The 10,417-nt window shown below is 68.8% G+C and carries 11 protein-coding genes; 6 read left to right on the top strand and 5 right to left on the bottom strand.

Translation table 11 applies throughout. The annotated features are described in order from the left end of the window. Positions 1 to 60: 60 nt before the first annotated feature. Both serB and Aple_RS55960 read right to left on the bottom strand, forming a co-directional pair. Positions 61 to 1,278: a phosphoserine phosphatase SerB gene (gene serB / locus Aple_RS51250; RefSeq protein WP_155352089.1), complete on the bottom strand. Its 1,218-nt coding sequence runs from the start codon at positions 1,276 to 1,278 to the stop codon at positions 61 to 63. A 206-nt stretch (positions 1,279 to 1,484) separates the two neighbouring features. Then, on the bottom strand, positions 1,485 to 1,607 hold the full coding sequence (locus tag Aple_RS55960) for a hypothetical protein (RefSeq protein ID WP_281361776.1): 123 nt from the start codon (positions 1,605 to 1,607) through the stop codon (positions 1,485 to 1,487). 184 nt (positions 1,608 to 1,791) lie between these two features. On the opposite strand from Aple_RS55960, the gene Aple_RS51245 reads away from it, so the two are divergent. The 4 genes from Aple_RS51245 to Aple_RS51230 are packed head-to-tail and all read left to right on the top strand — an operon-like array spanning position 1,792 to position 5,372. Further along, positions 1,792 to 2,505, top strand: a complete 714-nt coding sequence (locus Aple_RS51245) for a GNAT family N-acetyltransferase (RefSeq protein ID WP_155352088.1) — start codon at positions 1,792 to 1,794, stop codon at positions 2,503 to 2,505. Continuing rightward, positions 2,502 to 3,416, top strand: coding sequence for a lysophospholipid acyltransferase family protein (locus Aple_RS51240; protein ID WP_155352087.1), 915 nt, complete (start codon positions 2,502 to 2,504; stop codon positions 3,414 to 3,416). The genes Aple_RS51245 and Aple_RS51240 overlap by 4 nt, the downstream gene beginning before the upstream one ends. A 10-nt stretch (positions 3,417 to 3,426) precedes the next feature. After that, complete coding sequence (locus tag Aple_RS51235; RefSeq protein ID WP_155352086.1) at positions 3,427 to 4,332, top strand: ABC transporter ATP-binding protein; 906 nt, start codon at positions 3,427 to 3,429, stop codon at positions 4,330 to 4,332. Beyond that, on the top strand, positions 4,329 to 5,372 hold the full coding sequence (locus tag Aple_RS51230) for an ABC transporter permease (protein ID WP_155352085.1): 1,044 nt from the start codon (positions 4,329 to 4,331) through the stop codon (positions 5,370 to 5,372). The genes Aple_RS51235 and Aple_RS51230 overlap by 4 nt, the downstream gene beginning before the upstream one ends. Before the next feature lie 45 nt (positions 5,373 to 5,417). On the opposite strand, the gene Aple_RS51225 is transcribed toward Aple_RS51230, so the two are convergent. The 3 genes from Aple_RS51225 to Aple_RS51215 all read right to left on the bottom strand — a co-directional run bounded on the left by Aple_RS51225 (position 5,418) and on the right by Aple_RS51215 (position 7,761). Then, positions 5,418 to 5,954 carry a hypothetical protein gene (locus tag Aple_RS51225; protein WP_155352084.1) on the bottom strand — a complete coding sequence of 179 codons (537 nt, stop codon included), beginning with the start codon at positions 5,952 to 5,954 and terminating at the stop codon, positions 5,418 to 5,420. Positions 5,955 to 6,103: 149 nt separating this feature from the next. Continuing rightward, positions 6,104 to 7,102: an S-adenosylmethionine:tRNA ribosyltransferase-isomerase gene (locus Aple_RS51220; RefSeq protein ID WP_155352083.1), complete on the bottom strand. Its 999-nt coding sequence runs from the start codon at positions 7,100 to 7,102 to the stop codon at positions 6,104 to 6,106. Next, positions 7,099 to 7,761 carry an SDR family NAD(P)-dependent oxidoreductase gene (locus Aple_RS51215; RefSeq protein ID WP_155352082.1) on the bottom strand — a complete coding sequence of 221 codons (663 nt, stop codon included), beginning with the start codon at positions 7,759 to 7,761 and terminating at the stop codon, positions 7,099 to 7,101. Before Aple_RS51215 ends, Aple_RS51220 begins: the two co-directional genes overlap by 4 nt. A gap of 144 nt (positions 7,762 to 7,905) precedes the next feature. On the opposite strand from Aple_RS51215, the gene Aple_RS51210 reads away from it, so the two are divergent. Continuing rightward, positions 7,906 to 9,045 (top strand): GAF domain-containing sensor histidine kinase, encoded by a 1,140-nt coding sequence (locus tag Aple_RS51210; RefSeq protein ID WP_218038949.1) that lies wholly within the window; start codon positions 7,906 to 7,908, stop codon positions 9,043 to 9,045. 139 nt (positions 9,046 to 9,184) lie between these two features. Continuing rightward, positions 9,185 to 9,820 carry a response regulator gene (locus Aple_RS51205; RefSeq protein ID WP_155352081.1) on the top strand — a complete coding sequence of 212 codons (636 nt, stop codon included), beginning with the start codon at positions 9,185 to 9,187 and terminating at the stop codon, positions 9,818 to 9,820. Positions 9,821 to 10,417 lie beyond the last annotated feature (597 nt).

Below are 10,417 nucleotides of genomic sequence, written 5' to 3'. Positions count from 1 at the left end.
CGCATCTGTCTTTAGAGGCCAAGGTGTTGGTTGGTCCAGGGGCGGGGCGGAGCTGGGTGATTAGGTGTCGGTTAGGCCGTCTTCGGCGTCGGCGGCTTCTACCTCTTCGCGGGAGATGCCGAGGAGGTAGAGGATCGAGTCGAGGTAGGGGACGGTGACGGCGGTGTCGGCGGCTTTGCGTACGACGGGTTTGGCGTTGAAGGCGATGCCCAGGCCGGCGGTGGCGAGCATGTCAAGGTCGTTGGCGCCGTCGCCGATGGCCACGGTCTGGCTGAGGGGGATGCCGGATTGCAGGGCGAAACGTTCCAGGGCTCTGGCTTTGCCGGGGCGGTCGATGATTTCGCCGGTGACGCGGCCGGTGAGGCGGCCGTCGATGACTTCCAGGGTGTTGGCGGCGGAGTAGTCGATGCCGAGGTCGGTCACCAGGGCGTCGGTGATCTGGGTGAAGCCGCCGCTGACGATGGCGAAACGGTAGTCCAGGCGTTTGAGCGTGCGGACCAGGGTTCGCGCGCCGGGGGTGAGGACGACCTCCTTGGTGACCTTTTCGAACACCTCCTGGGGGAGGCCTTCGAGCAGGGCCACTCGGCGGGTCAGCGATTCGGTGAAGTCGAGTTCGCCGCGCATCGCCTCCTCGGTGACCCGGGCGACCTCCTCGAGGTTGCCCGCGTGACGGGCCAGGAGTTCGATGACCTCACCCTGGATCAGGGTGGAGTCCACGTCCATGACGATCAGGCGCTTGCCGCGCCGGTGGATGCCCCAGCGTTGCACGGCCACGTCCACCTGCTGCAGGTGCGCCTCGGCCGCGAGCTCGGCCCGGAGTGAGGCCGGGTCGGCGCCCGAGACGGCCATTTCGATGCAGGTGACCGGGTAGCTGGAGAGCCGGTCGATGCGGTCGATGTTGGCGCCGCTGGCCGCGATCCGGCCGGCGATTCCGGCCATCGCGGACGGCAGTAGCGGCGAGCCGAGCACGGTGATGTGCAGCCGCCCCCGGCGGCGCTTCTCCTTGGAGGCGGTGCCGGTGGTCAGCTCCAGGTCCATGTCCAGGTCGGCGGCGACTTGTTCGATCGCGGTCCACAGGCCGCCGATCGTGCCGCCGGTTCCGGTCGAGGGGCCGCCCGCGTACGAGACCAGGACGCCGAGAGTGAGCCGTTTGCGGATAACGACCTGTTCGACGTCGGCGACGGTGACGGGGAATCCCGCGAGAACGGTGAAAAGTCTTGAGGTGACGCCTGGCCGGTCTGGGCCGGTGAGCGTGATCAGAAGGGTGCGCTGGTTCATCCGGATCTCTGTAAAGGAGCGGGGAACGTACGACACCTCAACGCTACTGGTCCTCCCTTCGAGCCCGCGCATCAGGTTCACCATCCGGACGCATCCTCAACGCCAATAGGAGAGCTGACCGTCATGTCCGCATGTCGTCATGTCTCCATGCAAAACAAAACTCCACTGACCTCATCAGTCAGCCCACCGGCCAGCGGGCCGATGGATCAAACGATCACGATGCCCGTGGACGGAACGACGGCCACGGCGATGAACGAGCAGGTCAGGGCGGCTGCTCGAACCGGCGCAGGAGCGCCCTTGACCGGGCTGGCCGATGCGGGGACGGCCATGTCCGTAACCGGCACTCGGTTGGACGCGCAGGTGTCCATGGATGGCTCGGCGCCTACTGCGATGGATGTGCGAGTGGATCAAATGGAATCCCGGAGGAGCACGATGGTGGAGGTGCCGGTGAGTTCGTCGAAGAGTGGGCGGGTGGGGCCGGCGGTGGTCATGGCGACGCGGGCGTCCAAGGAGATGACCATCGATCTCGCGGATGCGCGGGGGCGTTACACCGTGAGCCTGGCGCGGACCGCAGCCGATGTGCAGGCGGCGCAGCGGCTGCGTTACGAGGTTTTCGCCAACGAGATGGGGGCGCGGCTGGACTCGCCTGTCTCGGGCCTGGATGTGGATAAGTTCGACGCCTATTGCGATCATCTGCTGGTTCGCAGCGGGACCGAGGTCGTGGGGACCTATCGCCTGCTTCCCCCGGGGCGGGTCGAGCGGCTCTACTCCGACAGCTATTTCGACCTCGGAAAGCTGGCGGCCATCCGGGGCGGGCTGGTGGAGGTGGGGCGCACCTGCGTACACCGCGATCATCGGGCCGGTGCGGTGCTGGCGTTGATGTGGGCGGGGATCGCGCACTACATGGTCGGCGGCGGGTACTCCTGGCTGGCCGGATGCTGCTCGGTGCCGCTGAACGACGGCGGTGTCGCGGCGGCCGGGGTGGTGGAGCGGATCGACCTCGGGCCGGACGAATACCGCGTCGTGCCGCACATCCCCTGGTCGGGTGGGGGCGCTCCGGAGCGGTTTGTGATGCCGTCGCTGCTGCGCGGGTATCTGCGCCTGGGCGGCTGGGTGTGCGGGGCGCCCGCGCACGACGCCGACTTCGGCACGGCCGACTTCTTCGTGCTGCTCTCGCTCGCGAATGTGGACACACGTTACCTTCGGCACTTCTTGGGCGAGCCATGACCGTCACCTTCATCCCCCCTTCGGTCACCGCGTGGCAGCCGCTGGCCCCGTGCCAGCCGTCCACGTGCGTCAACCCGGCTCTGACGGTGGCTTCGCCACTGCGCAGGATGGGCAGGATCGCGGGCGCGGCGGCGGTGCTCGTCGGCGGTGTCCCGATCGCCGTGCTCTCCCGCCGGTTCAGCCCGGACACCCGAGCGAAGATCACTCAACGCTGGGCGCGGCTGCTGCTGCGGGCGCTCGGTGTGCGCGTGCTGGCGAGCAAGGGATTCGCGTTTCTCGGGGGCGCGCCGGTGCTGCGTGCCGTACCAGACGGAGGCGGAAGCGGGACGTTGCTGGTCGCCAACCATATTTCGTGGCTGGATCCCCTGGTCATGGCGGCGACCCTCCCGTGCCGGCCGCTGGCCAAGAGCGAAGTCGGGGAGTGGCCGCTGATCCGCACGCTGGCGCGTGGTGCGGGTGTGTTGTTCATCCACCGTGATCGGCTGCTGGAGCTGCCGAAGGCGGTCGCTGGAGTAGCGACGGCGTTGCGCGCGGGCGACACCGTGGTCGCCTTTCCGGAGGGCACCACCTGGTGCGGCGGGGAGATGGGGCCGTTTCGTCCGGCCGTGTTCCAGGCCGCTCTGGACGCGGAGGCCGCCGTGCGCCCGGCCACTATTCACTATCGCGAGAAGAACGTCACCTCCGCCCGCCCGTGTTACGTCGGCGGCGACACGCTGATCGGCTCGATCCGGCGGGTGACCATGACCAAGAACCTGACCGTGACCGTGACCCTCTTCCCGCCCGTACGGCTGTCGCCTTCCGGCCGCCCGCACGAGGCCAGGAAGGCGCTGGCGTCGGTCGCGGAAGCGCAGGTCCGTACCGGATTGAGTGGAACACCGCAGGGAGCGCATCAGCGACAGATGATCGCCTAGCCTGGGCAATATGGGGCAAACAATCGTTGTTCAGGACCTCCAGAAACGGTATGGAGATGTTCATGCCGTCGACGGGGTGTCGTTCTCCGTCGAGGAGGGCGAGTTCTTCGGCATCCTCGGCCCGAACGGCGCGGGGAAGACCACCACCTTGGAGATCATCGAAGGGCTGCGCCAGGCCGACGCCGGCACCGTCGAGGTTCTGGGCATGTCGCCGTGGCCCCGCAATCCCAAGCTGCTGCCCAGAATCGGGGTGCAGCTCCAGGCATCCTCGTTCTTCGAGCGCCTGACGGCGCGCGAGCAGATCCGCACGTTCGCCTCCCTGTACGGCATCCCCGCCAAGAAGGCCGACGACATGCTCACCGTCGTCGGCATGGAGGACAAAGCCGGAACGCCAGCCGAGAAGCTGTCCGGCGGGCAGGCGCAGCGCCTGTCGATCGCCTGTGCCCTCGTGCACGACCCCGACGTGCTGTTCCTGGACGAGCCGAGCGCCTCGCTCGACCCGCAGGCCCGCCGCAACCTGTGGGACCTGCTGCGTTCGCTCAACGAGGCGGGCCGCACGGTCGTGCTGACCACGCACCACCTGGACGAGGCCGAGGCGCTCTGCGACCGGGTGGCCATCATGGACCACGGCAAGATCCTCGAACTCGGGCCGCCGGCCACGCTGGTGCGCGGCCTCGACAGCGCCACCCACATCAGCCTCGCCACCGGCACGCTCAGCCTGCCCGCCGCCCGCGAGGTGGCCGGCCCCGACGCGAGCGTGACCGACGACGGCGTGACGGTGACCATCGCCACCCGCGCCCCCGCCCCGGTGCTGACAGCGCTGGCCGACCGTAACCTGCTGACCGGCATCCAGGTCAGAGGCGCCACCCTCGAAGACGTCTTCCTGCACCTCACCGGACGGGAGTACCGCGCGTGACCCCGTTCAGATCGCTCTCCCGCGCCATGCTGCTCGGCTTCCTCCGCGACCGGGCCAGCATGTTCTTCACGATCCTGTTCCCGCTCATGTTCCTGGTGCTGTTCGGGGCGATCTTCACCAATCAGGGCGTCGCCAAGTCGAAGATCATCCAGGTCGGCCCGGTGGCGGTTCTGGACCAGGCGCGAGGGCTCGGCGAGATCCTGGAGATCACTAAGCAGAACGATCTCGCCGCCGCGCAGGAACAGGTGCGCCAAGGCGACTTCGTCGCGGTGGTACGGCAGGAGGGTGACCGCTACCAGCTCTTCTACACCGCCGCCGATCAGGTCAGGGCGGGCACCGTCCGGGGCGTGTTCGGCCAGCTGGTCGGGCAGGCCAACGCCGCCGGCGTGCCGCAACGGTTCACGCTGGATGCCGCACCGGTTGAGGACAAGTCGCTCAAAGCCATCCAGTACGTCACGCCGGGACTGCTCAGCTGGGCCATCTCGATGGGCGCCACGTTCGGCGCGGCCATGACGCTGGTGACCTGGCGGCAGAAGAAGATCCTGCGCCGGTTGCGGCTGGCCCCGGTCAGCACCGCCACCGTGGTGTCGGCCCGGGTCGGGGCGAGCGTCGGGATCGCGCTGGTGCAGACGGCGATCTTCCTGGGGGTGGCCAGCCTGCCGATGTTCGGGCTACAGCTGTCGGACTATTGGTGGATGTGCGTTCCGGTGGTCGTCGCCGGGACGCTGGTGTTCATGGCGATCGGGATGGTGGCGGGCGGCCTGGCCAAGACGTCGGAGGCGGCGGCCGGGATCGCCAACCTGATCGTGTTGCCGATGGCGTTCCTGTCCGGCACGTTCTTCCCGCTGGACAGCGCGCCGGGCTGGCTGCAGTCGCTGTCCAACGTCTTCCCGATGAAACATCTGAACGAGGGAATGATGGACGTCATGGTTCGCGGCCAGGGTCCGGCCAGCATCCTGCCGGAACTCGGCATCATCCTGGGGTTCGGCCTGGTCATCGGCCTGATCGCGGTGTCCCTGTTCCGCTGGGACGACGTGTGACGAGCGAGTCGCCCGCCCGGTGCCGGGGCGGGCGACTCGGGGGGCTTACTTGACGGCCAGGGTGCGGATCTTCTTGGTGTAGATCCAGCCCTTGAGGCCGAGCTCCTTCAGAGCCTGCCGGTCCAGGTCTCCGGCGCCGGTGGGCACGTCGTACGCGATGGCGCCGACCTCGCCGTACTGCCAACCACGGGCGTTCTTCTTCAGCTTGAACTGCACCGAGAGCCGGTCGCTCTCGTCCACCTCAAGGATGTGCGGCGTCCAGCACCAGAACTCACGCCCGGCCCAGTCACACTCGGTGCCCTTCGGACCGCTCCAGTACAGCTTCTTCTTGGTGTCGACGCTCTTGGGCAGGGTGCCGCCGATCCAGTAGTAGTCGGCGGCGTGCGGGCCGGTGTTGGTGGCCGTGAACGAGTACTTGACCCAGCCACCGGTCTTGACCTTCTTGGTGTACTTCACGTTCGAGATCTTGAAGACCGAGAACGGGTCGTCGGCCTTCGCGGCGGCCGGCGCGGTCGCGAACAGGGTCGCGCCCACGAGTGGAGCCAGCGCGAAACTGGCGATCTTGACGATCGGGTGAGGCATGAGGATGTCTCCAGGAGGACGAAGGGGCAGCTAGGAACGCCCCAAAAATGAACCGGAGTGATTTTTACCAGTTTTTGGCGCAATGAGTAAAGAACTTTTGCTTTCCACCGGTATCTTTCCGGAGAACACTTGGAGCGCTCTTGCACCGGTTAGAGCAGCAGGTGCGTGTCCCCGAACTCGTGCCACAGGTATTCCTCGGCCAGCGCCTCGGCGTAGGAGCGGGCGACCAGCTCGGCTCCGGCGATCGCGGCGAGCATCATCAGATGGCTGCTGCGCGGCTCGTGCAGGCCGGTGATCAGGCCAGCCACCGCGCGTACGCCCTCGGCGGGCGTCACGATATGGGACGTCCACCCGGAAACCGCCCTGACCGGCCCGTCCAGGGCCGCCGTCTCCAGGGCGCGGACCACCGTGGTGCCGACCGCGATCACCCGGCCGCCCGCCGCGCGGGCCAGGTTGACCAGGCGAGCCGTGTGCTCGGGTACGGCGAATCGCTCGGCATATGGGGGTTCGTCCTTCTCGGGTGAGGCCACGCCGGTGTGCAGCGTGATCGGCGCCATCGCGATCCCCCGGGCCACCAGCTCGGTGACCAGCGCCGTGGTGAACGGGCGGCCCGCGCTCGGCATCTCGGCGCTGCCCGGCTCGACCGCGAACACGGTCTGGTAGTTCTCCAGCGGCCAGTCCCGCTCGACGTAGGAGTAGCGGATCGGGGTTCCGTACCTGCCCAGGTAGGCGGGCACGTCGCGGTCCAGGCGGGCGCGCCACAGGCGGGGCGTCTCGGGGGCGATCAGGCGCAGGGTGGCCCGGCCGGGCAGCGGCAGCCACTCGCCGGGCGCGCCGCCCGCGTAGGGTTCGGTGGCGGTAGGCGTACGGCGGCGCAGTTCCACCAGCCACTCGCCGGACGGGAGTTCGGTCGAGAAGTGCACGGCCAGCCGGTCCAGCCGGACCGCGGCCGGGAGCGTCGCCGAGTTGTTGACCACCAGCAGATCGCCCGGGCCGAGGACCGACGGCAGGTCGGTGAACTTGTGGTGGGTGATCTCGCCGTTGTCCCGGCGGGAGACCATCAGGCGGACCGCGTCCCTGGCCAGCCCGCGCGCCTCCGGCGGTTCGTGCGCCTCCCGGATCGGCGGGAGCGCGAAATCGAGGCTCATGCCAGCTCTCCCCGGGTGAACCGGCCGCTGGCCGGACGCCGGGCGAGCAGGCTGAGCAGCGTGGGCGCGACCACGTCCGGCGGGTCCGCCTGCGCCGCCTCGTCCACGCCGATCGCGTCGGCGAGCATCCGGGTCCGCATCTCGCCCGGATCCACCCACCAGACCGCGACCTCCGGCTCCTCGGCGGCCAGCACGTGCGACAGCTGCTCCAGCGCCGCCTTCGTCGCGCCGTAACCGCCCCAGCCCTCGTACGCCTCGACGGCCGCGTCCGAAGAGATGTTGATGATCGCGCCCTGCCGTTTCCGCAGCGCGGGCAGCGTGGCCTGGATCAACCCCAGCGGCGCCAGCACGTTCGACTCCAGCAGCGCGCGCAGCCCGTCCACCGGAAGCTCGGCGAGCGCCGGCAACGGCACAGGCCCGAGCCCGCTGGCGTTGTTCACCAGCAGATCCAGTTCCGGTACGGCATGCGCCAACCGTTCCCGATGCTCCGGATCCGTGACATCGCCCGGGATGGCGGTCGCGCCCAGCTCGGTGGCGGCGGCGCGCAGCTCGGCCGGGCCGCGGGCGGTCAGCGTGAGCGACCAGCCGTCGGCGGCCAGCGCCCGGGCGAGTGCGAGGCCGAGCCCGCGGGACGCGCCGGTGATCAGTGCGTGCTTCATGTGCAGACCTCTCCGTTGGTGGGCTTTTCACGCTAGGAATGCGGGGACTTGTCCACATCGGGCGGAAGGTCCGCCGGGGGCGGGCTCATCGGCCTAGGCCATCGGGCCGAACGGAATGTCGGTGGGGCGGCCTAGGGTGAAGTCGTGGCGGTTGTGGATTCGGGTGAGCGGGACGCGGTGTTGCATGCCGTGAGTTCGGCCGTGCTCGCGGTGACCCGGCATCTGTCGGCCCGGGAGGTGCTTCAGGTGATCGTCCGGTCGGCCAGCCGGCTGCTGGACGCGCGATATGCGGCGCTCGGAGTGCCCGACGATCAGGGGGCGTTCGCGCAGTTCGTCGCCGAGGGCATCTCCGATGAGCAGTGGGAGGCCATCGGGCCGACGCCCCGGCAGCATGGCATGCTCGGCGCGTTGCTCCGTCAGGGATCTCCCGTGCGGTTGCCCGATCTGCGGCGAGATCCGCGCTTCGAGTGGTGGCCGAAGGCGCATCCGGTGCTGAAGGACTTTCTCGGGGTGCCGATCCTGGACGGGGATCAGGTGCTCGGCATCATCTTTCTCGCCAACAAGCGCGCCCCTGGCGGCTTCACCGCCGCCGATGAGGAGCTGCTCACGCTGTTCGCGGCGCATGCCGCGATCGCTCTGATCAACGCCCGGTTGTATGAGCGGAGTCGAGAGCTCACCGTCATCGAGGAACGCACCCGGATGGCCAGGGAGTTGCACGACGCCGTCACCCAGAAGCTGTTCTCGCTGCGGCTGACCGCGCGGGCGGCGTCCGCGCTGCTGGCCTCCGATCCGGCGCGGGCGGCGCGGGAGCTCGACCAGGTGCAGCGACTGGCCGGGGAGGCGCTGGCCGAACTCCGGACCGTCATCGTGGAGCTGCGGCCCGCCGAGCTGGATCGGCACGGCCTGGTGGAGACCCTGCGCAAACATGTCGCGTTGCTGGATCGGCTGCATCCGGTGGAGCTCTCGTTCACCCTGGAGGGCGAACCTCCAGGCGATCTGCCCCCGGCGGCCGAGGTCGCCGTGCTCCGGGTCGCCCAGGAGGCCCTGCACAACGCGCTCCGCCACGCCGAATCCTGCGTGATCACCGTCACGCTGACCCAAGCCGGCTCCCGGCTCACCCTGGAGATCGCCGACGACGGCAAGGGCTTCGACCTGGTCGACGCGGAATCCCGCGGCCTCGGCCTCGCCTCCATGCGGGACCGCGCCGAATCCGCGTGCGGCTCCCTCGACATCACCCCCAACCCCCAGGGCGGCACGGAGGTGCGTCTGGTGGTCCCGATATGAGCGGACCCATTCGAATCCTGATCGCTGATGACCATCCGGTTGTGCGTCAGGGGCTGCGCTCGTTCTTGGAAGTCCAGGGCGACATCGAGGTCACCCCGGACCCCCAGGGCGGCACGGTTGTGCGTTTGGTGGTCCCGATATGAGCGGACCCATTCGAGTCCTGATCGCTGATGACCATCCGATTGTGCGCCAGGGACTGCGCACGTTCCTGGAAGTCCAAGGCGACATTGAGGTGGTCGGTGAAGCCGCGGACGGCGACGAGGCGGTGGCCTTGGCCGCTTCGCTCGATCCTGACGTGCTCCTGCTCGACCTGAAGATGCCCGGCCTGAACGGTCTCGGCGCGCTGACTGAGCTGGCCGCCCGGGACCTGAAAGTCCGCGCGATCATCCTCACCTCGGTCAGCGACCGCGCCGACGTCGCCCCCGCCATGCGCGCCGGAGCCGCCGGTTTCCTCTACAAGGACGTGGACCCCGCCGCCCTGGTCCGCGCCATCCACGCCGTCCATGGCGGCCAGGTCCTCCTGGCCCCCGAAGCCGCCGACGCCATGCTCGACGGCCCTCAGCCCGACCACCCCGCCACACCGGTCCTGCTGACCGAACGCGAACGTGAGGTCCTCGCCCTCATCGCCGCGGGCCGCTCCAACCGCGAGATCGCCCGCGAACTCCTCGTCGCCGAGAAGACCGTCAAGACCCACGTCTCCAACGTCCTGATGAAACTCGGCGTCCAAGACAGAACCCAGGCTGCGCTCTACGCGGTAAGACACGGTCTGGCCTGACCGGGGCCTGCCCGGGGGGAATTACCCACCACCGAGCTACTCGCCGTTATCTGGCGCCGGGTACGTCTGTGCTGGCGCTCGCCGTCCCGGCACCAAATGGCCGGACCGTTGCGCTCGGCCATTGGAGCGGCTTGGTGGCTTGTGCGGCGTCTATCCGGCGTCGGTTATGTGCGGGCTGCTCTCGCTGTCGGAGGTGCCAAAGATGGCCGGACCATGGCGGCCCGGCCATTAGGGCGGCTTGGTGGCTTGTGCGGTGTCACCGGAATGGGGGCTGGCAGTGCTCTACGCTCCAGCCGCTGGATCGTGGGTCAGCTATCCCAGGACTTCTGTGCGTGTGGGCGTCCGCCGCCAGGACCACCAGCTAGCCGGAGCAGCGCTACTTGATCATCCAGGCGGCCAGGCTCAACAAGCCGCACACCATGTCCAAATCCGGCTAGCCCCAACCAATCCCTGAGGCGAGATCAGTCTGTGTCGTAGCAGGGCTGTTCTCGCTGGTCAGGGGGCTATGCCTGCTGAGGCGCCGGGGTGCTGCGGCTCCGGCCGGTGGTGTGGGTCAGGTGCCCTTTTTGCGGTTGCGGTCGGGGTGCGGTTGGGGGT

Source organism: Acrocarpospora pleiomorpha, from assembly GCF_009687885.1.
Classification (GTDB): Bacteria; Actinomycetota; Actinomycetes; order Streptosporangiales; family Streptosporangiaceae; genus Acrocarpospora; species Acrocarpospora pleiomorpha.
The sequence above is the reverse complement of the archived record's forward strand: the minus strand, read 5'-3'. Positions and strand labels throughout refer to the sequence as shown.

Bases quoted from the DNA above. Each gene is read 5' to 3' on its own strand.
- serB (WP_155352089.1), bottom strand. From the start codon at position 1,278: ATGAACCAGCGCACCCTTCTGATCACGCTCACCGGCCCAGACCGGCCA.
- Aple_RS55960 (WP_281361776.1), bottom strand. From the start codon at position 1,607: ATGGCCGTCCCCGCATCGGCCAGCCCGGTCAAGGGCGCTCCTGCGCCG.
- Aple_RS51245 (WP_155352088.1), top strand. From the start codon at position 1,792: ATGACCATCGATCTCGCGGATGCGCGGGGGCGTTACACCGTGAGCCTG.
- Aple_RS51240 (WP_155352087.1), top strand. From the start codon at position 2,502: ATGACCGTCACCTTCATCCCCCCTTCGGTCACCGCGTGGCAGCCGCTG.
- Aple_RS51235 (WP_155352086.1), top strand. From the start codon at position 3,427: ATGGGGCAAACAATCGTTGTTCAGGACCTCCAGAAACGGTATGGAGAT.
- Aple_RS51225 (WP_155352084.1), bottom strand. From the start codon at position 5,954: ATGCCTCACCCGATCGTCAAGATCGCCAGTTTCGCGCTGGCTCCACTC.
- Aple_RS51220 (WP_155352083.1), bottom strand. From the start codon at position 7,102: ATGAGCCTCGATTTCGCGCTCCCGCCGATCCGGGAGGCGCACGAACCG.
- Aple_RS51215 (WP_155352082.1), bottom strand. From the start codon at position 7,761: ATGAAGCACGCACTGATCACCGGCGCGTCCCGCGGGCTCGGCCTCGCA.
- Aple_RS51205 (WP_155352081.1), top strand. From the start codon at position 9,185: ATGAGCGGACCCATTCGAGTCCTGATCGCTGATGACCATCCGATTGTG.